The organism is Brachybacterium vulturis, from assembly GCF_002407185.1.
In the GTDB taxonomy this organism is placed as follows: Bacteria; Actinomycetota; Actinomycetes; order Actinomycetales; family Dermabacteraceae; genus Brachybacterium; species Brachybacterium vulturis.
This window is the reverse complement of record NZ_CP023563.1, coordinates 3,113,578-3,135,373: the sequence shown is the minus strand read 5'-3', so window position 1 is coordinate 3,135,373 and position 21,796 is coordinate 3,113,578. Positions and strand designations below refer to the sequence as shown.

Annotated in this window: 18 protein-coding genes; all 18 read left to right on the top strand. The window is 70.8% G+C overall.

The window, feature by feature from the left end:
- The first annotated feature begins 27 nt into the window (after positions 1-27).
- The 18 genes from murC to CFK38_RS13985 all read left to right on the top strand — a co-directional run bounded on the left by murC (position 28) and on the right by CFK38_RS13985 (position 21,789).
- Positions 28-1,563 (top strand): UDP-N-acetylmuramate--L-alanine ligase, encoded by a 1,536-nt coding sequence (gene murC / locus CFK38_RS14070; RefSeq protein ID WP_096803630.1) that lies wholly within the window; start codon positions 28-30, stop codon positions 1,561-1,563.
- A gap of 377 nt (positions 1,564-1,940) precedes the next feature.
- A complete protein-coding gene (locus CFK38_RS14065) occupies positions 1,941-2,678 on the top strand; it encodes a cell division protein FtsQ/DivIB (protein ID WP_245851083.1) in 738 nt (245 codons plus the stop codon).
- Between the two features lie 215 nt (positions 2,679-2,893).
- Complete coding sequence (gene ftsZ / locus CFK38_RS14060) at positions 2,894-4,213, top strand: cell division protein FtsZ (RefSeq protein ID WP_096803628.1); 1,320 nt, start codon at positions 2,894-2,896, stop codon at positions 4,211-4,213.
- Positions 4,210-4,944: a peptidoglycan editing factor PgeF gene (gene pgeF, locus CFK38_RS14055; RefSeq protein ID WP_096803627.1), complete on the top strand. Its 735-nt coding sequence runs from the start codon at positions 4,210-4,212 to the stop codon at positions 4,942-4,944. The genes ftsZ and pgeF overlap by 4 nt, the downstream gene beginning before the upstream one ends.
- Before the next feature lie 183 nt (positions 4,945-5,127).
- Positions 5,128-5,616 carry a cell division protein SepF gene (locus CFK38_RS14050; RefSeq protein ID WP_096803626.1) on the top strand — a complete coding sequence of 163 codons (489 nt, stop codon included), beginning with the start codon at positions 5,128-5,130 and terminating at the stop codon, positions 5,614-5,616.
- A gap of 6 nt (positions 5,617-5,622) precedes the next feature.
- Positions 5,623-5,913, top strand: coding sequence for a YggT family protein (locus tag CFK38_RS14045; RefSeq protein WP_096803625.1), 291 nt, complete (start codon positions 5,623-5,625; stop codon positions 5,911-5,913).
- A gap of 94 nt (positions 5,914-6,007) precedes the next feature.
- The gene (locus CFK38_RS14040) at positions 6,008-6,751 is read left to right on the top strand and encodes a DivIVA domain-containing protein (protein WP_096803624.1); all 744 of its coding nucleotides are present in this window, start codon (positions 6,008-6,010) and stop codon (positions 6,749-6,751) included.
- Positions 6,748-7,353, top strand: a complete 606-nt coding sequence (lspA, locus tag CFK38_RS14035) for a signal peptidase II (protein WP_172895802.1) — start codon at positions 6,748-6,750, stop codon at positions 7,351-7,353. Before CFK38_RS14040 ends, lspA begins: the two co-directional genes overlap by 4 nt.
- The gene (locus CFK38_RS14030; RefSeq protein ID WP_096803623.1) at positions 7,350-8,273 is read left to right on the top strand and encodes an RluA family pseudouridine synthase; all 924 of its coding nucleotides are present in this window, start codon (positions 7,350-7,352) and stop codon (positions 8,271-8,273) included. The genes lspA and CFK38_RS14030 overlap by 4 nt, the downstream gene beginning before the upstream one ends.
- A 50-nt stretch (positions 8,274-8,323) precedes the next feature.
- A complete protein-coding gene (locus CFK38_RS14025) occupies positions 8,324-9,055 on the top strand; it encodes a hypothetical protein (RefSeq protein ID WP_096803622.1) in 732 nt (243 codons plus the stop codon).
- Between the two features lie 138 nt (positions 9,056-9,193).
- Positions 9,194-12,292 (top strand): alpha-mannosidase, encoded by a 3,099-nt coding sequence (locus tag CFK38_RS14020; protein ID WP_096803621.1) that lies wholly within the window; start codon positions 9,194-9,196, stop codon positions 12,290-12,292.
- 258 nt (positions 12,293-12,550) lie between these two features.
- On the top strand, positions 12,551-13,822 hold the full coding sequence (locus CFK38_RS14015; RefSeq protein WP_096803620.1) for an ABC transporter substrate-binding protein: 1,272 nt from the start codon (positions 12,551-12,553) through the stop codon (positions 13,820-13,822).
- A 119-nt stretch (positions 13,823-13,941) separates the two neighbouring features.
- Positions 13,942-14,829 carry a carbohydrate ABC transporter permease gene (locus CFK38_RS14010; protein ID WP_096803619.1) on the top strand — a complete coding sequence of 296 codons (888 nt, stop codon included), beginning with the start codon at positions 13,942-13,944 and terminating at the stop codon, positions 14,827-14,829.
- A gap of 1 nt (position 14,830) precedes the next feature.
- Positions 14,831-15,778 (top strand): carbohydrate ABC transporter permease, encoded by a 948-nt coding sequence (locus tag CFK38_RS14005; protein ID WP_096803618.1) that lies wholly within the window; start codon positions 14,831-14,833, stop codon positions 15,776-15,778.
- 22 nt (positions 15,779-15,800) lie between these two features.
- Entirely contained in the window at positions 15,801-16,850 is a 1,050-nt protein-coding gene (locus CFK38_RS14000) for a hypothetical protein (protein ID WP_096803617.1), read from the top strand.
- A 111-nt stretch (positions 16,851-16,961) separates the two neighbouring features.
- Entirely contained in the window at positions 16,962-20,537 is a 3,576-nt protein-coding gene (gene dnaE / locus CFK38_RS13995) for a DNA polymerase III subunit alpha (protein WP_096803616.1), read from the top strand.
- A gap of 98 nt (positions 20,538-20,635) precedes the next feature.
- Entirely contained in the window at positions 20,636-20,890 is a 255-nt protein-coding gene (locus CFK38_RS13990; protein ID WP_157773497.1) for a hypothetical protein, read from the top strand.
- Positions 20,887-21,789, top strand: a complete 903-nt coding sequence (locus CFK38_RS13985) for an endonuclease/exonuclease/phosphatase family protein (protein ID WP_245851081.1) — start codon at positions 20,887-20,889, stop codon at positions 21,787-21,789. The genes CFK38_RS13990 and CFK38_RS13985 overlap by 4 nt, the downstream gene beginning before the upstream one ends.
- Positions 21,790-21,796: the final 7 nt, after the last annotated feature.

The window sequence follows — 21,796 nt, the reverse complement described above, 5'->3', positions numbered from 1 at the left end:
AGGCGCCCAGCGGATTACGGTGAGCACATGACTTCTGCCCCCGAGAACGGTTCCCTGCCGCCGGTGACCCCGCGCACGATCCTGCGTGCCGGCGACGTGGTCACCCAGCCGGGCTGGCCGGCGGAGGACGTGCGCTCGGTGCACGTGGTGCGCATCGGCGGAGCCGGGATGAGCGCCGTCGCCCGTCTCGCGCTCGAGTCCGGGCTCACCGTCAGCGGCTCCGACTCGCAGGAGGGCCAGTTCATCGCCCCGCTGCGCGCAGCCGGTGCCCGCATCGGCATCGGCTTCGACGCAGGCCTGCTGGCCCCGGACCTCGACCTGGTGATCGTCTCCACCGCCGTGCGGGCCGACAATCCCGAGGTGCTCACCGCCCGCGAGCGGGGGATCCCCGTCATCCACCGCGCCGCCGCCCTCGCCGGTCTGCTCCGCGACCGCGACCTGGTCGCCGTCGCCGGCACCCACGGGAAGACCACCACCACGGGGATGGCCGTGACCGCGCTGCGCGGCGCGGGGCACGACCCCGCCTGGGCGCTCGGCGCGGCGGTGCCCGATCTGGGCCGCAACGCCGGCCTCGGCGCCGAGGCGTCCCTGCCGCCCGCACCGTCCGATCGCGCCACGGGCAGCGGGCTCGCGGTGGTCGAGGCCGATGAGTCCGACGGCTCCTTCCTCGCCTTCGCCCCGCGCTCCCTGGTGGTGACCAACCTCGAGCCCGACCACCTCGACTTCCACGGCGACGCGGCGCACCTCACCGCGGCGTTCGATGCCCTCACCACGCAGCTCGCCCCGGGCGGCACGCTCGTGGTGTGCGCCGACGACCCGGGCGCCCGCGCGCTCGGGCAGCGCGCGGCCGAGCGCGGCCTCAGCGTCGTGGGCTACGGCACCGGCGAGGACGCCCAGTGGGCGCTGCGGCAGGAGCGCAGCGGCCCCCGCGGCGCCGAGATCGTGATCGACACGCCCCGCGGGGAGCTCACCGCGCAGCTGTCGGTCACCGGGCACCACAACGTGCTCAACGCCCTCGGCGCGCTCGCCGCGAGCGCCGCCGCCGTGCCGGAGGCGGACCTCACCGCCCTCGCCGCCGGGCTGGGGACCTTCACGGGCGCCTCCCGCCGCTTCGACGTGGCCGGGACCGCCGGGGGAGTGACCGTGGTGGACGACTACGCCCACCATCCGCGGGAGGTGGCCGCGACCATCGCCGCCGCCCGCGGGATCGTCGCCGCGCAGCCGGTGCCGGGTCGGGTCCTCGTCGGATTCCAGCCGCACCTGTTCTCCCGCACCCGCGACTTCGCGGTCGACTTCGCCGCCGCGCTCTCGGCCGCCGATCTGGCCTGGGTGCTGCCCGTCTACGCGGCCCGTGAGGACCCGGATCCGACGGTCGATGCGCGCACGATCACCGACCTCGCGGCCGCGGCCGTGGAGCCGGTCGCCGGGGACGAGGACCTCGTGGCACGGGTCGTCGCGACCGCCCGCCCCGATGACCTGCTGCTGATGCTCGGTGCCGGGGACATCGTGGAGATCACCCCCGGGCTGATGGCCGCGCTGGACGCCGCCCGAGGACGCCCCTGATGGCCCGGCGCCCCACCGCCCCTCGGCCCCGGCAGAGCCCCCGACGGCCGGCGGCGTCGGCGAGCTCGCAGCGCACCTCGAAGACCCCGGCCGCCCGGCGGCGCGCGCCCGAGGTCCCACCCGCTCCCGCGCCCTCGCGCACGGCGGGTCCGGCGCGTCCGGCACGCCCTGCGCCGGCGTCCCCGGCCTCGTCGGCCGCCGCCCCGTCGGCCTCGGCGCGCTCCGCCCCCTCCGCATCGTCCGCGCCCGCGCGCTCCGCCCCCGCGACCCGCTCTGTCCCGTCGGCTGCGTCGCCCGCACCGGCTCCCCGCTCCCGGACCGTCGGCCGCCCGCGCCCCGTCGCCGCGGCGGCTGAGGAGCCGACGGACGGCGGCCGGGTGGTCCAGGCCGCCGGCCGCTTCCGCGAGCTGGTGGTGGGCCGTCCCTGGCGCCGTCGCCGCCGCGCGATCGTCATCGGCATCGCGATCACCGCGGCACTGGTGGTCGCCGCCTTGGTCACCGCGATCTTCCTGCCCGCGCTGCAGGTCCACGAGGTGGAGGTCGAGGGCACCGGCTACGTCGAGGACGCGGACATCCGCGCCGCGATGGGGCCCGGCGCCGACGGCAGCGTGCTGCTGCTGCCCTCCGGGGAGATCGCCGAGCAGGTCGGCGCGGTGCCCGGGGTCGCCTCCGTCGACGTCGAGCGGGTCTGGCCGGACGGGGTCCGGGTGAGCATCACCGAGGCCGCCCCGATCGCGCTGCTCACCGAGCTCGACGGCACCTCGGTGGTGGTCGGGGAGGACGGGCAGGAGCTGCCCGCCGCGGCGGGGGAGGGGCAGAGCCTGGTCCCGCTCACGGTCACCAGCGGTTCCACCGATCCCGAGGGAGCGGCCGCCGCGATGAGCGAGGTCCTCGCGGAGATGCCCGCCTCGCTGCGCGGCGCGATCCGGGAGGTCTCGGCCTCCAGCACGAGCGACGTCACCTTCGAGCTCGCCCTCGAGGGCGGGGGTGCCAAGACCGTCGTGTGGGGTGATGCCCGTGACGCGGAGCTCAAGGCCGAGGTGGTCCAGGCGCTGCTCGGCCGGCCGGGCTCCGTCATCGACGTCTCCTCGCCGGTCGCCCCCGTCACCCGCTGACGCCGGCCGAGCTCGCCACGGTGATCTCGCCCGCCCCGGGCGACGACACGCACCCTTTGTGTTTGCGTGCACGTGCACCGGTCCCTAGCGTCAGAGGAAAGGAGAGGCGCCCCGAAGTCCGAACCTCAACTCGAGGTCGAGGGTTTTGGAAGTCCACGACCAGGTGCGACGCAGGCCCCTCTCCGCGGAGGAACGACAAGAGCAAGGACCCAAACGTGGCCGGAACCCAGATCTCACTCGCAGTCATCAAGGTCGTCGGCGTCGGCGGCGGAGGTGTCAATGCTGTCAACCGCATGATCGAGTCCGGGATGAAGGGCGTCGAGTTCATCGCGATCAACACCGACGCCCAGGCGCTGCTGATGTCCGACGCGGACGTCAAGCTCGACGTCGGCAAGGACATCACCCGTGGACTCGGCGCCGGCGCCGACCCCGAGGTCGGCAAGCGGGCCGCCGAGGACCACGCCGAGGAGATCGAAGAGGTCATGCGCGGGGCCGACATGGTCTTCGTGACCGCCGGCGAGGGCGGCGGCACCGGCACCGGCGGCGCCCCCGTGGTCGCCAAGATCGCCCGCAGCCTCGGCGCGCTGACCATCGGCGTGGTCACCCGCCCCTTCACCTTCGAGGGCCGCCGTCGCTCCACCCAGGCCGAGTCCGGCATCGCCGGGCTGCAGGCCGAGGTCGACACCCTCATCGTGATCCCCAACGACCGGCTGCTGTCCATCGCGGACAAGCAGGTCTCCATGCTCGACGCCTTCAAGAGCGCGGACCAGGTCCTCCTCTCCGGTGTCCAGGGCATCACGGACCTGATCACCACCCCGGGCCTGATCAACCTCGACTTCGCGGACGTCAAGTCCGTCATGCAGGGCGCCGGCAGCGCCCTGATGGGCATCGGCTCGGCGCGCGGCGACGACCGCGCCCTGCAGGCCGCCGAGCTCGCGGTCTCCAGCCCGCTGCTCGAGGCCTCGATCGACGGCGCCTACGGCGTGCTCCTGTCCATCCAGGGCGGCAGCGACCTGGGCCTGTACGAGGTCTCGGAGGCGGCCCGCCTGGTGCAGGAGGCCGCGCACCCGGATGCGAACATCATCTTCGGCTCCGTCATCGACGACGCCCTGGGCGATGAGGTCCGCGTGACCGTCATCGCCGCCGGCTTCGAGGGCGGCGGTCCGGCCCCGCGCCATGACATCGCCCCCCAGCAGCGCGCGACCCCGCGCGTCGAGCAGGCCGCGGCGCCGCGTGCCGCCCAGCCCCGCCCGGCGGCCCAGGAGCAGCGCCCCGCCCAGAGCGGGCACGGCGCCGCGCCCGGCGCCTGGGGTCTGCCGCAGCAGGCCTTCTCCCCGTCGCGCGGCAGCGCCGCGGAAGCCGAGACCGAGGTCATGGATGCCGCGGACACCGAGGGAGGCCAGGACGCGGCGCAGAGCCAGGCCGCCCCGCAGCCGGCACCGCGGGCCCCCGAGCGGGAGCCCGCGCGCCCGCCGCACATCGAGGAGCCGCCGTCGGACGACGACGATCTCGATCTGCCCTCGTTCCTCAAGTGAGCTCACCGCTCACCGCACGGGCCCCGCGTCTTCGCGGGGCCCGTGCCCTGTTCACGGGCCGGGACGGGGGAGTGAGCACCGGGGACCACGCCGGGTTGAACCTGGCCCGCCACGTCGGGGACGTCGAGGACCGCGTCCAGCACAACCGCGCCCTGCTCGCCGCGGAGATCGGAGCACCGTTGGTCTTCGTCGACCAGGTCCACTCCGCTGACGTCCACGTGCTGCCGGCGACGGGGGAGGTGCCGGTGCGCACAGCGGATGCGATCGTCACCGACCGGGACGACGTCGCCCTGGCGATCATGGTCGCCGACTGCCTGCCGGTGCTGCTGTCCGATCCCGTCGCCGGCGTCGTGGCGGTCGCCCACGCCGGCCGCCAGGGCCTGCTGACCGGGGTGCTCGAGCGCACGGTCGAGGCGCTGATCGGGCTGGGGGCGCACCCGGGGGATCTCGAGGCGAGCATCGGCCCCTCGATCTGCGGCGCCTGCTACGAGGTGTCCGCCACCATGCGCGAGGAGGCCGCGGCCGTGCTGCCCGAGACCTGGGCACGGACCTCCTGGGGCACGCCGTCACTGGACCTGCGCGCCGGAGCGGCTGCCGTGCTCGAAGCCTCGGGGGTGGCGCGCGCCGCGCTCGATGTGGAGCATCCCTGCACCCTCGAGGACGAACGCTTCTTCTCCTACCGCCGCGCTGCGCGCACCGGCCGCTTCGCCGGGGTGCTCCGCCGCGCGTGAGCCCGCGGGCCCGGCGGCGCCGGCCGGGTGAGCCCTGCCGCACCGGACACGCCCACGACACGCCGGTCGCCTCCCGTCGCGGAGGAAATGCCTACGGTACTTTCAGTGGGCAAGGGCTCCCGCGCACTCCCCGTGCTTCCCTGGAGCCCAGGTCAGCGTGAACAACAGACTGGGAGATCTGCGATGGGAAACTGGCGCAACGCCATGGTCGCCCTCGGCCTCGCCAACGAGGTCGACGACGAGTACTACGAGGACGAGCGGCTCCGCCATGACGAGGCCGTCGCTGCGCCCCGCCGCACCGAGCGAGGCCCTGAGCCCGCACCAGACCGGGAGGCCCAGGTGACCCCGATCCGTCAGCATTCCAACGTGGTCTCGATGGCCCCGGCAGTGGAGGAGTCGATGCACCGCATCACCACGATCCATCCGCGGTCCTACAACGACGCGAAGGCGATCGGCGAGTCGTTCCGTGACGGCGTGCCGGTCATCATGAACCTCACGGACATGCAGGACGGCGACGCCAAGCGCATGGTCGACTTCTCGGCGGGCCTGGTGTTCGGTCTGCGCGGGACCATCGAGCGCGTCACCTCCAAGGTGTTCCTGCTCTCCCCGGAGTTCGTCCAGGTCGACGGAGACAGCTCTGCCGACGAGGGCAGCTTCTACAACCAGAGCTGAGATCCCGTGCAGCTCATCGCGGGAGCGCTGTACCTCGCAGTCCTGATATATCTGATCGTGCTCATCGCGCGACTGGTGCTCGAATGGATCCAGTCCTACGCGAGGGAGTACCGGCCCTCGGGACTGGTGCTCGTGCTGTTCGAGGTCGTCTACACGCTGACCGACCCGCCGGTGAAGGGGCTCCGGCGCCTGATCCCGCCGCTGCGCATCGGCGCCGTCTCCCTGGACCTGAGCCTGATGCTCCTGCTGATCGTCGGATGGATCCTGCTGCGGGTCCTCGGCAGCCTGGCGATGTGACGACCTTCCGGTTCGGGAAGTTCCGCGGCATCCGCTAGGCTGACGGCACTGCGCGCACCGCGCTTCTGACGTAATCACTAGGAAAAGGTGACCCATGGCTCTGATGCCCGAAGACCTGCAGAATCAGCGGTTCACCCCCGTCCGGTTCTCCGAGGGCTACGACATGGACGAGGTGGACAACTTCCTCGACAACGACGTGGAACCTCGTCTCAAGGAACTCATCGCCGAGAACGAGCGGCTGAAGAAGGAGCTCGAGGAGGCGCACAACCGCATCGCCGAGCTCGAGACCGGCGAGACCGCCGTCGCCCCCGTCGCGGACGTGTCCGCGACCGGCGAGACCGACGCGATCATCGACACCGCCCCGGTCACCGACGCCGATGAGACCGCGGACGAGACGGACGCGGTCGCGGCCGACGAGGACACCGTCGTCGCCGACACCGCCGTGCAGGAGACCGCCTCCGCGGACGCCGCCACCGCGCCGCAGCCCGCCGTCGAGGCCGCTCCCGTGCAGGAGACCCCGGACCAGTCCGCGGCCGGCATCATCGCCCTGGCGAACCGTCTGCACGACGAGCACGTCAAGAACGGTGAGGACGAGCGCGACCGCCTGATCACCGAGGCCAACGACGAGCACAAGCGGATCGTGGGCGAGGCCGAGGAGAAGTCCCGCCTCACCCTCACCGAGCTCCAGGAGAAGAAGGCCGAGCTCGACAAGACCATCGAGGGCCTGCGCAACTTCGAGCGCGACTACCGCAACCGTCTGCGCAACTACCTGGAGAACCAGCTCCGCGATCTCGACACCAGCGAGACGCAGGACAAGCAGGCGAACTTCGGTCTGTGAACAACGCTGCCACCGAGTCGGCGAGCGCCGGGCCCGAGAGGTCCGGCGCTCGCCGCCGTCTGAGCCGGGGCACGGTCCTGGGGATCATGGCGGCGATCGCCGCGGTGCTCGCGGTGATCGACCAGATCACCAAGAACTGGGCCGTGGCGAACCTGGAGGAGCTGGTGCCCCAGCCCTTCCTGGGTGAGTTCCTGCAGCTGACCCTGCTGTACAACACCGGTGCGGCCTGGGGGCTGGGGTCGGAGATCACACCGGTGGTCACCGGTCTGCAGATCGCCATCGTCATCGGCGTGATCGTCTTCGCGCTGAAGGCCGTCCGCTCCCCGGGATACACCCTCGCGCTCGGCCTCATCCTGGGCGGCGCGCTCGGCAACATCCACGACCGGCTGCTGCGTGATCCCGCGCCCTTCCACGGCGCCGTCGTGGACTTCCTCGAGCTGCCCCACTGGCCGGTCTTCAACATCGCCGACATGGCCGTGGTGGGCGGAGCGATCCTGATCATCGCCCTGGGGCTGTTCGGCGTCGCCGCCGATCCCGCCGCCGATGCTCCGGCACCGGAGTCCCAGGAGAGCCGGGACACGACCCCCGAGGAGCCGCGGTGAGCGCCTCCCGCACCCTGCTGGTCCCCGACGGCCTCGCCGGTGAGCGGGTCGATGTGGGCGTCTCGCGGATGCTGGGCCTGTCCCGCACCCGCGCCGCCGATCTGGTGATGGCCGGGCACGTGCTCGTCGACGGCGAGATGCCGGCCCGCTCCACCCGGCTCGAGCCCGGAGCGGTGGTCCGCGTCGAGCTGCCCGACGAGAAGCCCGCCGCCGAGGTGCGCCCGCAGATCGCCGAGGGCATGAGCCTGATCCATCAGGACGAGGACATCGTGGTGATCGACAAGCCCGTGGGTGTCGCCGCGCATCCCAGCGCCGGCTGGCGGGGCCCCACCGTGCTGGGGCACCTGGCCGCCGCCGGGGTCGAGATCCGCACCACCGGCGACCCGGAGCGGCAGGGCATCGTCAGCCGCCTGGACGTGGGCACCAGCGGGCTGATGGTCGTCGCCCGCACCGAGCGCGCCTACACCACCCTCAAGGACGCCTTCCGCGCCCGGGAGGTCGGGAAGGTCTACCACGCGGTCTGTCAGGGCACCCCGGACCAGCCGCGCGGCACCATCGAGGCGCCCATCGGCCGCTCCCCGCAGCATGACTTCAAGTTCGCGGTGCGCCACGACGGCAAGCACTCGGTCACCCACTACGAGACCCTCGAGGGCCTCCAGGGCGCGACCCTGCTGAAGATCGGCCTGGAGACCGGCCGCACCCACCAGATCCGGGTGCACCTGTCCGCACTGCACCATCCGCTGGTGGGTGATCCGTTCTACGGGGCGGACCCGACGCTCTCCGAGAAGGTGGGGCTGACCCGCCAGTGGTTGCACGCCATGGAGCTGACCTTCCTCCATCCGGTGTCCGGGCAGGAGGTCACCTACCGCTCGCAGTACCCCGCGGACCTGCAGCAGGCGCTGGAGGCGCTGCGCGGCTGAGCCGGGACTGCGCCTCGCGGGAGGCGGCTCGCGAGCGGTAGCGTCCAGGCATGAGCGATGAACAGACGACCGGCGCACTGGTTCCGACCCGCGACGCGGCCCTGGCCCGCCCGGACTTCCCCTTCGCGCGCGTCGCGCGCCGACTGGGCGTGGACCCCGCCGAGGCCGAGGTCGTCCTGCGCGACGACGCCAGGGCACGGGCAGCGATCGCGCGCTCGATCCAGGAGTTCCTCGCGGCCGATGACGATCGGCGCGCCGGGCGCGGCCCGTCCACCGCGCTGGCCCTGGATCCGGACTTCCCGACCGGGGTGGGCATGGCGCTCGTGGGCGCCGCAGTGCTCTTCGACGCCCGGGACCTCGTGCCGCAGGTCGCGCTGCGGGTCGCGAAGGACCATCACCAGGACGGTGCGGACGAGCTCGCCGCGAGCTACCTCGCACTGGTCCAGGAGTCGATCGATCCCGGTCAGGACGGCGCGGACGACGCGATCGCCTGGGCCGCGCAGTCGCTGCTGGTCTCCGTGCTGCAGCGCTCCGGCAGCCCCGCGCAGGCGGACGAGGTCGCCCGCGACCTGGCCGCCCACGCGGTCCCCATCGACCTGTGGCAGGACGATGACCCGACGCTTCCGGACGACTCGATGGCCTGGCACGGCGGGGCCTTCGTGGGCGGTATACCGCCCCGTCGCGACGAGCGTTCGCTGAGCTTCGAGGATGTGCACGACTTCATGAACACCCTGCTGGCAGACATGCGGCGCGAGCAGGACGCGGAAGGGGGCGCGGGCTGAGCAGCCCGGGCCGAGCAGCCCCGGCAGAGACGGGGCGAGCAGCAGCCGGCACCGTGGCGGTGCTACGCTTCCTCAACCGCTTTATGCCCGGTCAGCGGCCGCCTCCGGCGCTCTCCCAACGCTCTTCGAGGAGCTCTCATGCACGACAACCGTCCCACCAGCGAGGATCGGGTCCGCCGGTTCCTCCGCGAAATGCTGCCGGCGCGCCGCCACCTGGCCACCGCGCCGCTGACCATCGAGGCCTGGGAGGTGCCGGACGAGCCGGTCCCCTTCGAGGAGGCCCGGCGCCAGAGGTACACCCCCGTGTCCGTCGGCGACCGCTGGGGTCGCCCCTGGTCGACCCTGTGGCTGCACGTCACGGGCCAGGTGCCGAGCTCCTGGACCGCCGGCGAGGACCGCGACATCGAGCTCCAGCTCGACCTGTCCTTCACGAACATGCCCGGCTTCCAGGCCGAGGCGCTGATCTGGACCCCCGAGGGGGAGACCGTCAAGGCGATCAACCCCTTCAACCAGTACCTCACCCTCGAGGCCGGCCAGGAGGTCGATCTCTACCTCGAGTGCGCCGCGAACCCCAACGTGCCCGGCGACTGGACCTTCGCCACCACCGCGCTGGGGGACAAGACGACCGCCGGCGAGGACCCCATCTACGACCTCACCATGCTGCGCCTGGCCTGGCGCTCGACGGCGGTCTGGGAGCTCGAGCAGGACGTGACCGCGCTGAACGGACTCATGCACACCCTGCCCGAGCAGTCCGCCCGCCGCTTCGACATCCTGCACGCCCTGGGGACGGCCCTGGATGCTGCGGATCCCGATGACCTGCACGGGACGGCACCGGAGGCGCGCGCCCGGCTGCGCGGCGTGCTCGAGGCCCCGGCCAACGCCTCAGCGCTGACCGTCATCGCGACCGGCCACGCCCACATCGACTCCGCCTGGCTGTGGCCGCTGCGGGAGACCAAGCGCAAGTGCGCCCGGACCTTCTCCAACGTCTGCTGGCTGCTCGAGCACTACCCGCAGCTGGTCTTCTCGTGCTCCTCGGCGCAGCAGTTCCAATGGATCCGCGACGAGTACCCCGGTCTGTTCCGCCGCATCGCGCAGCACGTGGCCGCGGGCCGCTTCGTGCCGGTGGGCGGCATGTGGGTCGAGTCCGACACGAACATGCCCGGGTCCGAGGCCATGGCCCGCCAGTTCCTCCACGGCAAGAAGTTCTTCCTCGAGGAGTTCGGGTTCGAGACCAAGGAGACCTGGCTGCCGGACTCCTTCGGCTACTCCGCCGCGCTGCCGCAGATCTGCGCGCTCGCGGGCAACGACTCCTTCCTCACCCAGAAGGTGTCCTGGAACCAGTACTCGACCTTCCCCCACCACAGCTTCCAGTGGGAGGGCATCGACGGGACCACGCAGTTCACCCACTTCCCACCCATCGACGCCTACAACGGCCAGCTCACCGCCGCCGAGCTCGCCTACTTCGAGAAGAACTTCAAGGACAAGGGCGCCAGCCACCTCGGTCTGACCCCGACCGGCTGGGGGGACGGGGGCGGTGGCCCCACCCGCGAGATGCTCGCCTCCCAGGAGCGCTTCGCGGATCTCGAGGGCGCGCCGAAGGTCGAGTGGTCCACGTCGCAGGACTTCTTCACCCGTGCCCGCGAGGAGTATGCGGATGCTCCCGTCTGGAACGGGGAGCTCTACCTCGAGCTGCACCGCGGCACGTACTCCTCGCAGATCCTCGGCAAGCAGGGCAACCGCCGCACCGAGGTGCTGATGCACGACGTCGAGCTCTGGAGCGCCACCGCGGCTCGCCTGGTCGAGGGCTTCGCCTACCCCTACGAGGAGATCGATTCTCTGTGGGACAAGCTGCTGCTGCTGCAGTTCCACGACATCCTGCCGGGCTCGTCGATCGCCTGGGTGCATCGCGAGGCCGAGCAGTCCTACGACTACATCACCGAGCGGGGCGAGGCACTGGTCGCGGCCGCGCTCGACGCGCTCGATGACGGCTCCGACACCCTCGCGACCGCGAACGCGGCGTCCCGACCGCGCCAGGGCGTCGCGCCGCTGGCGATCGCCGCCGCGAGCGGTCCGAGCGCCGCGCCGACGGTGCGCGAGGCGGGCGGCATGCTCACCGTGACCACGCCCGAGCTCCACGTCGAGATCGACGAGCGCGGGCTGCTCACCTCGCTGCGCGCCGGCGCCGACGGCCGGGAGGCGATCGCCCCGGGTGCCTCCGGGGCCCTGCTCCAGCTGCACCGGGACGCACCCAACGCCTGGGACTCCTGGGACATCGACGAGTTCTACCGTCACGTCCACCGCGACCTGGTGGCCGAGGACGCCCCCGAGGTCAGGCACGAGCAGGACGGCACCGTGCGCATCTCCGTCACCCACCGCACCCGCGAGGACGGCGCCGTCGAGCGGCCCCACGAGGGGATGCCGTCGATCGGGACCGGATCACGCATCACGCTGACGTACTCGGTCGCTCCCGGCGCCGACGCCCTCGGCATCGATCTCGACGTCGACTGGCACGAACGCAAGAAGGTGCTCAAGCTGGCCTTCCCGCTGGATGTCCGTGCCGCCGTCATGAGCAGCGAGATCCAGTTCGGCCACATCGACCGGCCCATCCCCGTGAACACCAACGAGGACTTCGGCCGGTTCGAGACCTGCGCTCATCGCTGGGTGCGTGTGGCCGAGTCGGATTACGGCATCGCGCTGGCCAATGACTCCTCCTACGGGCACGACGTGCGGCGTGTGCTGCGGGAGGACGACGGCGGGACCACCACGGTGGTCCGCGCGACGGTGCTGCGGGCGGCGGAGTTCCCGGATCCCCTGGCCGAGGAGGGGCAGTACTCCCTGCGCTACGCGATCCGTCCGGACGCCGACCTCGGGGACGCGGTGGATCTCGGCGAGGAGCTCAACCAGCCCCTGCGCCGGCTCCACCGGGCGGAGGAGCTCGCGCCGGTGGCGCGCCTCGCGGCGTCCGAGGGCGGCCAGGGCAGCGCCCGGATCCAGACCGTCAAGCTCGCCGAGGACCGCTCGGGGGACCTCGTGGTCCGGCTGTACGAGTCCGCGGGGCGCCGCACCGCGGAGACGCTCGAGGTGCCCGGAGCGACGTCGTTGACGGTGGTGGACCTGCTCGAGCGGCCGCTGACCGAGGAGTCCCCGCTGGGGCATCGGGCCGCCGCTGCGGAGGGCTCGTCGATGGCTCTCGCGCTGAAGCCCTTCGAGATCACGAGCGTGCGCGTCCGCTTCTGAGGTGACATGCACGACGGCGCCGGGGATCCTGCGGGAGCCCCGGCGCCGCTCTCTGCGTCCGAAGCCCCGGTGGCCTGGGGCGGAAGGCCGCCCCAGGCTGTCGGTCCGACGCGCCCGGACGGCGCGGGTGTTGACAGGCGGCAGGCGGGGTGCCACGATCACTTTAGCGCTTTAGTTCCAGGCTCTCGGGAGTCTCCTCCCCATCGCGCGGTCCACGCACGCTGTTGAAGAGCTGTGCACCACAGAAGAGGTCCAGTCATGTCAGCTACCCGACGCACATTCCTCGCAGCCGGCTCCGGAGCCGCCGCTGCCACTCTGGCAGGATGCGGGCTCTCCGGCGGCGGCGGGAACAGCGACGACGTCGCCGAGCAGGCCGCGTCGGGGGAGATCACCGGGGAGATCACCTTCCAGTCGTGGTCGCTGAAGAACGAGAAGTTCACGCCCTTCTTCGAGCAGGTCATCCAGGACTTCCAGGACAAGTACCCGGGCACCACCGTGAACTGGATGGACCAGCCCGGGGAGGGCTACCAGGACAAGGTCCTGGCCCAGGCGAACTCCGAGGCGCTCCCCGATGTCATCAACCTCCCGCCGAACCTGGCCTACCCCCTGGCCTCGACCGACTTCCTGCTCGACCTGGCCAAGGCGGTCCCCGAGCTCTCCTCGACCTATGTGCCCGGTGCCGTCGAGGGCTACCAGTTCCCGGAGGTGGAAGGCTCCTTCGGGTTCCCCTGGTACCTGGGGACGGACATGAACTGGTGGAACCTCGGTGAGCTCTCCGGCTTCGGCATCGACGAGGCCTCCCTGCCCACCTCCCTCGACGAGATGTTCGAGCTCGCCCGCCGCGTGCACGACGAGGGCAGCGAGAACCCGGTCATCTCGAACATGCCGGAGTTCGTGATCACCTCCGAGGAGGGTGAGTTCACCTTCAACACCGCGGAGAATGCCGCGCTGCTGCAGAAGTACGTCGACCTCTACGCCGACGGGGCGATGCCCGCGGAGGTCCTGAACAACGACTACACCGGCAACGCCGCGCTGTACAAGCAGGGCAAGGTCCTGTGGACCACCGCCACCTCCTCCTTCGCCGGCGACCTCAAGAAGGAGGCGCCCTCCCTCCTCGAGGCCACCACCGTGAGCCCGCGGTTCGGCAAGCCTCCGCTGTTCGTCCAGGGCATCTGCGTCTCGAAGAAGTCGGCGATCCCGGCGACGGCCCTGGCCTTCGCCGAGTTCCTCACCAACAACGAGAACCAGATCGCGTTCTGCACCCTCGCCCAGGGATTCCTTCCCGGCACCCAGGAGGCCGCCGCCGATCCCTCGACGTTCGCGGAGGCCAGCGATATCGAGCTGCAGAACGAGGCGGTCCAGGTCGCCTCGGAGTCGATGGACACCGCCGTGGACACCACGAACGTGCTGTGGACGGAGGACATGAATACCAACCTCGTCCAGCAGATGGCCAAGGCGATGCTGGGCGAGATCACGGCGCAGGCCGCCCTCGACGCCGCTGTCGAGTACGGCAACCAGAACCTCGCCTGATACCGGAGACCCGGTCCCGCGCCCCGTCGTGGGACCGGTACTCGCTTTCCCCGATGCGACCGAGGGGTCGCATCCCCACCGTGCGGCTCGAACAGGTCGACGCGAAGGAGTGTTCTCGCATGCGCGCGTTCCGCTGGTACATCCCGTGGGTCCTCGTGGCACCGGCCCTGATCTGGGTCATCGTGTTCGCCCTGTGGCCGTTCCTCAACACCATCGTGCTGTCGTTCACCGATGCCCGGCCGCTGACCGGAGGCAGTTTCGTGGGCCTGGAGAACTACCTGGACCTGCTCGGTGACCAGCGCTTCTGGAACGCCATCGTGACGAGCCTCGCCTATGTGGTGCTCAGCGTCCCCTTCCTCACCTTCCTGCCGCTGCTGCTGGCGCTGCTGGTGGAGAAGCAGATCCCGGGCATCTCCGCCTTCCGCACCTCCTTCTACTTCCCGGTCATCGCCTCCGTGGTGGTGGTCGGCCTGATCTGGACCTGGCTGTTCGACTCCCGCGGCATCATCAACGAGACGCTCGAGTTCATCGGCCTGATCCAGGAACCCATCCCGTTCCTCGCGAGCCGCTGGGGGCTGATCCTCACCGCCGTGCTCCTGACCGTGTGGAAGGGCCTGGGCTACTACATGGTGGTCTACCTCGCGGCGCTCGGGAACGTCGGCCGTGAGCTGCACGAGGCCGCCGCGATGGACGGCGCGAACGGTCTGCGCCGACTGTTCTCGGTCACGATCCCCGGCGTGCGCGGGGCCATGTTCCTGGTCAGTGTGCTGATCACGGTCAGTGCTATGCGCGTGTTCACCGAGCTGTACGTGCTGTCCAACGGGTCCGGTGGTCCGGGCGGCGCGGCGGCGAGCGTCGTCATGCTGGTCCAGCAGACCGGTTCGGGCCTGCAGGGTCGGCTCGGATACGCCTCCGCGGTGAGCGTCGCCCTGTTCCTGCTCACCATCGGCCCGCTGCTGCTGGTCGCATACCTGAACCGCGGCGAGAAGCCCGCGAAGGAGGCCTGAGATGAGCGTGACCCCCCAAGACTCCGTGCCCGCACAGAAGCCCCCCATCGCACCCCCTGCCCGCGAACGGCGCCCCGTGCGCACCGACCGCCCCTGGAAGGTCAAGGGCGCCGGCGGCTTCGGCAAGCCGACCCTGGCGGGGCTGATCACCCGGTACGTGCTGCTCCTGATCATGCTGATGGTCGCGATCGGGCCGTTCATCTGGCAGCTGTCCACCTCGCTGAAGGGGCCGCGCGATGACATCTACTCCTTCCCGCCGGAGCTGATCCCCGGGGACCTCACCCTGGACAACTATGCGCGCGTGGCGGGCACGATCCCGATCATCGACTACGCCTGGCACTCCCTGATCGTCGCGGTGACCCTCGCGGTCGCCAACGTGGTCTTCGGCACCCTCGCCGGTTACGCCCTGGGCTGCCTGCGCTTCCGCGGGAAGCGGCTCGCCATGGTGATCCTGCTGTCCACGCTGCTGCTGCCCGGCGAGGTCACGCTGATGAGCCAGTTCCTCACGATCAAGACCCTCGGTCTGGCCAACACCCTCGGCGGCGTGATCCTGCCCGGCCTGGTGGGAGCGATCAACGTGCTGCTGATGACCGCTGCGTGCCGGTCGATACCCAAGGAGCTGATCGAGGCTGCCGTCATCGACGGCGCCAGCACCTGGCAGATCCTGCGGAACATCGTCTGGCCGAGTGTGCGCGGCATGGCCAGCGTGGTCGCGATCTTCGCGTTCATCGGGGGATGGGACGACTTCCTGTGGCCGCTGATCGTGCTCACCGATCCGGCGAAGTACACCCTCACCGTCGGCATGGAGTACCTGAACTCGAACTTCGGATCGGATCCGCGCGTGGTCGCCGCCGGCACCATGATCGCGCTGATCCCGATCATCGTCTTCTTCGCGTTCTTCCAGAAGTTCTTCTTCCGCGGCGTCGAGGACGGCGCGATCAAGGGCTGATCCCGCCGCGTACGCTGACACCATGACCGAGACCAAGGGCGCCCAGCTGGTGGGCAGTGTGAACTTCGACGATGCCGAGACCACGATGCGCACCGTCGCCGAGATCCTCGGCGCGCACGTGCGCCGCCTCCCCGACGGCGAGGTGGGGAAGCGATTCCACTGGATCATGTTCCAACCCGACGTGCTCGGCGAGGCCGAGGGCGTCGAGCGGGTGGGGGAGGAGCCGATCCCCTTCGGCGCCGGACTCGACATCCGCCCGCTGCGCCTGGCGAGCGGTGCGGAGCCCGCGCGCATCGACCTGCCTCCGCTGGGGTATGCGAGCGCCGCAGCGGAGTCCTACGCCCTGTTCACCCGACTGCGCGCCGAGGGGACGATCCCTGCCGGGCTCAGGTTCCAGGTCTCCCTGCCCACCCCCGTCGCGGTGATCTCCAGCTTCTTCCGCGGTGAGGACCGTGCCGCCTTCGAGCCCGTCTACGCCGACGCGATCCTCGGCGAGCTCGCGCAGATCCTCGAGGACATCCCGCCCTCCGATCTCGCGATCCAGTGGGACGTGGCCAGCGAGATGGGCATCCTCGAGGGGGCCTCCGGCTACGGTGCGGTGATGGAGCACTGGTGGGCCGGGGACGTGCTCGACGGGATCGTCGTGCGCCTGGCCGCGCTGGTGGACTCCGTCCCGCCCGAGGTCGAGGTGGGGATGCACCTGTGCTACGGCGACGCCGGGGAGAAGCACTTCGTGGAACCGACCGACACCGCGAACCTGGTGCGGGTCGCGAACGCCGTCATCGACGCGGCCGGCCGCGAGCTGTCCTGGCTGCACCTGCCGGTGCCGATCGACCGTGACGACGAGGCGTACTTCGTCCCGCTCGCCGAGCTCACGGAGGTCGCGGAGCTCTATCTCGGACTCATCCACCGCGAGGACGGGGCCGAGGGCGCGCGCCGCCGCCTCGCCGCGGCGAGCTCCTGCGTCCGTCAGGACGTCGGCGTGGCCACCGAATGCGGCATCGGCCGCGCCCCCGCCGGCACCACGGAGGGGATCCTGCGCACCCATGCGGAGGTCGCCGCGACGCGGTGAGACCCGGGCCGGCGACGGCCCCCGACGGCGACACGCCGGGCGCGCTGAGGTGACCTCTCCGACCCCTCCCTGAGCATCTCGGATCTCGCGGGCAGGGCTACCCTGGAGCGCATGGCTCCCGCGGATTCCGATGACTTCGTACACCTCCACGTCCACACCGATTACTCCCTGCTGGACGGGGCCGCGAAGATCGACAAGCTGGTCGAGGAGACGGTGCGACAGGGCCAGCAGGCCGTCGCGATCACCGACCACGGCTACCTCTTCGGCGCCTATGAGTTCTACAAGGCGGCCACGGGCGCGGGCATCAAGCCGATCATCGGCATCGAGGCCTACGTGACCCCGGGGACCAGCCGCCACGACCGCACCCGCCAGCAGTGGGGCACCCGGGAGCAGCAGCTCGCCGGGGACGACGTCTCGGCCCGCGGCGCCTACACGCACCTGACGCTGCTCTCCCGCACCACCGCCGGCATGCACAACCTGTTCCGCCTGGGCTCCTACGCCTCGCTCGAGGGGCAGATGGGCAAATGGCCGCGCATGGACCGGGAGATCCTCTCCCAGTACTCCGACGGGCTGATCGCCACCTCCGGCTGCCCCTCCGGCGAGGTCCAGACCCGCCTGCGCCTGGGCCAGTTCGATGAGGCGGTCAAGGCCGCCGGCGAGTACCAGGACATGTTCGGCCGCGAGCACTACTTCATCGAGCTGATGGACCACGGGCTCGACATCGAGAAGCGGGTGACCAAGGACCTGCTCGAGGTCGCCAAGGCCGTGGGCGCCCCGCTGGTGGCCACCAACGACCTCCACTACGTCACCGAGCAGGACGCCCAGATCCAGGACGTCCTGCTGTGCATCAACTCCGGCTCCCGCCTGAACGACCCCGACCGCTTCAAGTTCGGCGGCTCCGGCTACTTCCTGAAGTCCGCGCGCCAGATGCGTGAGCTGTTCCGCGAGTTCCCCGAGGCCTGCGACAACACCCTGCGCATCGCCGAGATGAGCGAGGTCGAGTTCCGCACCACCGACGAGGGCGCGAACTACATGCCGAACTTCCCCACCCCGGCGGGGGAGGACGAGGAGTCCTGGTTCGTCAAGGAGGTCCAGCGCGGGCTCGAGTACCGCTATCCGAGCGGCATCCCCGAGGACGTGCAGAAGCGCGCCGACTACGAGGTCTCCGTCATCCTGCAGATGGGCTTCCCCGGCTACTTCCTGGTGGTCTCGGACTACATCAAGTGGGCCAAGGAGCAGGACATCCGGGTCGGCCCCGGCCGCGGCTCCGGTGCGGGGTCGATGGTCGCCTACGCCATGCGGATCACCGACCTCGACCCGCTCGAGCACGGCCTGCTGTTCGAGCGGTTCCTGAACCCCGATCGTGTCTCCATGCCGGACTTCGACGTCGACTTCGATGATCGTCGCCGCGGCGAGGTCATCGAGTACGTCGAGCGCAAGTACGGCGATGACCGCATCGCCCAGGTGATCACCTACGGCGTGATGAAGACGAAGAACTCCCTGAAGGACGCCGCGCGCGTGCTGGACTACCCCTATGCGATGGGCGACCGGCTGTCCAAGGCGCTCCCGCCCACGGTGATGGGCAAGGACATCTCGGTCAAGGGCATCTTCGATCCCGAGGACAAGCGCTACGCCGAGGCGGGGGAGTTCCGGCGGATCCACGACGAGGACCCCGACGTCCAGAAGGTCGTCGAGATCGCCCAGGGCGTCGAGGGCCTGACCCGCGGCTGGGGCGTGCACGCCTGCGCCGTGATCATGTCCAGCCATCCGCTGATCGACATCGTCCCGATGATGCGCCGCCCCTCCGACGGCCAGATCATCACCCAGTTCGAGTACCCCACCCTGGAGGCTCTCGGGCTGCTGAAGATGGACTTCCTGGGGCTGCGGAACCTCACCGTGCTCTCCGACGCGATCGCGAACATGGAGCGCAACGGCAAGACCCCGCCGGACCTGGAGCTGCTCCCCTTCGACGATGCGAAGACCTACGAGCTGCTGCAGAAGGGGGACACGCTGGGCGTGTTCCAGCTGGACGGCTCCGGCATGCGCACCCTGCTGCGGCAGATGAAACCGGACCAGTTCGGGGACATCACCGCCGTCTCGGCGCTGTACCGGCCGGGCCCGATGGGCATGAACTCCCACACCAACTACGCGCTGCGCAAGAACGGCCTGCAGGAGATCACGCCGATCCATCCCGAGCTCGAGGAGCCGCTCGCGGAGATCCTCGGCGAGACCTACGGCGTGCTCGTCTACCAGGAGCAGGTCATGCAGACCGCGCAGAAGGTCGCCGGGTACAGCCTGGGACAGGCGGACATCCTGCGCCGCGCCATGGGCAAGAAGAAGAAGGCGGAGCTGGACAAGCAGTTCGCCTCCTTCGAGGCCGGGATGCAGGAGAACGGGTACTCCGCCGCCGCGGTGACGGCGCTGTGGGAGACCCTGATGCCCTTCGCCGACTACGCCTTCAACAAGTCGCACTCGGCCGCCTACGGCGTGGTCTCCTACTGGACCGGCTACCTCAAGGCGAACCACCCCACCGAGTACATGGCCGCGCTGCTGACCTCCACCCAGGAGAACCGCGACCGCCTGGGCCTGTACCTCGGCGACTGCCGGCACCGCGGGATCACGGTGCTGCCGCCGGACGTCAACCAGTCCGATCTGTACTTCTCCGCCGTCGGGGACGACATCCGCTTCGGCCTCTCGGCGATCCGCAACGTCGGCGCGAACGTGGTCGAGGAGATCATCAGGACCCGCCAGGAGAAGGGGGCCTTCACCTCCTTCACCGATTTCCTGGACAAGGTGCCGCTGAGCGTGTGCAACAAGCGCACGATCGAGTCCCTCATCAAGGGCGGTGCCTTCGACGAGCTCGGTGCGAACCGCCGTTCCCTGGTGCTGATCCACGAGGACGCCGTCGATTCCGTGGTCGATGTGAAGCGCAAGGAGGCCCAGGGCCAGTACGACCTGTTCGCCGACGTCTTCGGCGGCGCCGGTGGCGGGGGCGAGGGGGAGATGGCCTCCGGCTCCGCCGCGACGATCACGGTCCCTGATCTGCCCGAATGGGACCGCAAGGAGAAGCTCGCCTTCGAGCGGAACATGCTGGGCCTGTACGTCTCGGACCACCCCCTGTACGGGCTCGAGCACGTCATCGCCCAGAACTCCTCCACCGCCATCAGCGCGCTCGCCGATGACGGCGCGGTGGAGGACGGGGCGATGGTCACGATCGCGGGGCTGATCACCTCCCTGCAGCGCAAGACCACCAAGAAGGGCGACATGTGGGCGATCGCCACCGTCGAGGACCTCGAGGGCTCGATCGACTGCCTGATGTTCCCCTCCACCTACCAGACCGTCGCCACCGAGCTCGCCGAGGACCTGATCGTCTCGATGAAGGGACGGGTGGACACCTCCAAGGGCATGCCCGAGCTGAAGGTCATGGAGATGTCCATCCCGGAGACCGGGGGAGGGGCCGACGGCCCCGTGGTCATCGCCCTGCCCGCGATGCGCGCCAGCGAGCGCGTGGTCTCGGACCTGCGTGGCGTGCTTGAGGACAACCCCGGTGGCAGCGAGGTGCGCCTGCGCCTGCAGGAGCCCGGCCGCACCACGTTGATGCAGCTGGACAAGCGGCTCTCGGTGACGCCGTCGGCCGCCCTGTACGCCTCGCTGAAGACACTGCTGGGACCGAGCTGCCTGCAATGAGGTGCTGAGCCGGCGGGGCGTCTCCTCATGATCGGAGGGCGATTCCGGGGCGGCGCGTCGCTGACATCGGGCGGGAGGGTCCCCACGCGGGAAGGAGCGTGAACATCATGAGGCATCTGGTGCACGGGATCGTCGCCGCGGTGGGTGCCGTGCTCGCGGTCCTTCTCAGCTCGGCGCTGACATCCGCTTTCTGGGGCGGCATGAGTCGCGTCGGACCGGAGGAGATCCTCACCATCGTGGTTTGTACAGTCGTCTTCTGGAGTGTGCTGGAGGTCGAGGACCTCCTGACGCGCCGCGGCTTGCGGGCATCGCGCCGGGAGGCCCCGCGCCGCGCCGGCCGCTCGCCCGGATGAGATGCCGCACCCCGCTGACGACGTGGCGGGTCGCGACCTTCAACATCCGCCACGGTCAGGGACCCGATTCTCGGGTGGATCTCGCGCGCACGGCCCGCGAGATCCGGCAGCTCGACGCCGACGTGATCGGCTTGCAGGAGGTCGACCAGGGGTTCGGGCCCCGCTCCGCTCACGAGGACCAGCCCGCACGGCTCGCTGCGATGCTGGGTATGCGGGTCTGCTTCGGCGCCGCGCTCGACCTCCCGCCGCCGCTGGCCGGTGCCCCGCGGCGGCGTTACGGGCTCGCCCTGCTGACCCGGCACACGATCCTCGCGCACACCCTGCATCTGCTGCCGGTCCCTCCGGACGATGCGCCGCCGCCGGAGCCGCGCGGGATGCTGCACGCGCGGGTCCGCTGCGCCGGGGGCCAGGAGCTCGACGTGCTGGTGACGCACCTCGACAATGCCAGCACTATGCATCGCACCGCCCAGGTGCAGGGCATCCTCCGCCGCACCCGGGACCTCGAGGGCCCGGCGGTGCTGATGGGGGACATGAATGCCGGTCCCACCGCGCCGGAGCTGGCAGCGCTGGCCACCGCCGGGTGGCGGGACACCGCATGCAACGCCTCGCGTGACGGCGGCGACCCATTGCGCCCGAGTCTTTCTCAACGGATCGGTGCCGCCATGGCGTGGCTGCGCACCCGCGGAGGAGCCACCCATCCGGCCCGGTTCCCGCTGCGACGGATCGACTCGCTCTGGATAAGCGGCGACATCGAGAACGGTCCCCCGGTGGTGGCTCCCCGAGGTGCCTCGGACCACCGCCCGGTGAGCGTGACCCTGTGCACCCCCCCCACTGACACGCCGGGAGACCGCAGCGGGAACCGCGCAGACCGCCGCCCCCAGCGGGACGGCCTGGACTAGCGTTGCC

Bases quoted from the DNA above. Each gene is read 5' to 3' on its own strand.
- CFK38_RS14020 (WP_096803621.1), top strand. From the start codon at position 9,194: ATGCACGACAACCGTCCCACCAGCGAGGATCGGGTCCGCCGGTTCCTC.
- murC (WP_096803630.1), top strand. From the start codon at position 28: ATGACTTCTGCCCCCGAGAACGGTTCCCTGCCGCCGGTGACCCCGCGC.
- CFK38_RS14040 (WP_096803624.1), top strand. From the start codon at position 6,008: ATGGCTCTGATGCCCGAAGACCTGCAGAATCAGCGGTTCACCCCCGTC.
- CFK38_RS14015 (WP_096803620.1), top strand. From the start codon at position 12,551: ATGTCAGCTACCCGACGCACATTCCTCGCAGCCGGCTCCGGAGCCGCC.
- CFK38_RS14005 (WP_096803618.1), top strand. From the start codon at position 14,831: ATGAGCGTGACCCCCCAAGACTCCGTGCCCGCACAGAAGCCCCCCATC.
- CFK38_RS14000 (WP_096803617.1), top strand. From the start codon at position 15,801: ATGACCGAGACCAAGGGCGCCCAGCTGGTGGGCAGTGTGAACTTCGAC.
- CFK38_RS14010 (WP_096803619.1), top strand. From the start codon at position 13,942: ATGCGCGCGTTCCGCTGGTACATCCCGTGGGTCCTCGTGGCACCGGCC.
- CFK38_RS13985 (WP_245851081.1), top strand. From the start codon at position 20,887: ATGAGATGCCGCACCCCGCTGACGACGTGGCGGGTCGCGACCTTCAAC.
- CFK38_RS14050 (WP_096803626.1), top strand. From the start codon at position 5,128: ATGGGAAACTGGCGCAACGCCATGGTCGCCCTCGGCCTCGCCAACGAG.
- dnaE (WP_096803616.1), top strand. From the start codon at position 16,962: ATGGCTCCCGCGGATTCCGATGACTTCGTACACCTCCACGTCCACACC.
- CFK38_RS14025 (WP_096803622.1), top strand. From the start codon at position 8,324: ATGAGCGATGAACAGACGACCGGCGCACTGGTTCCGACCCGCGACGCG.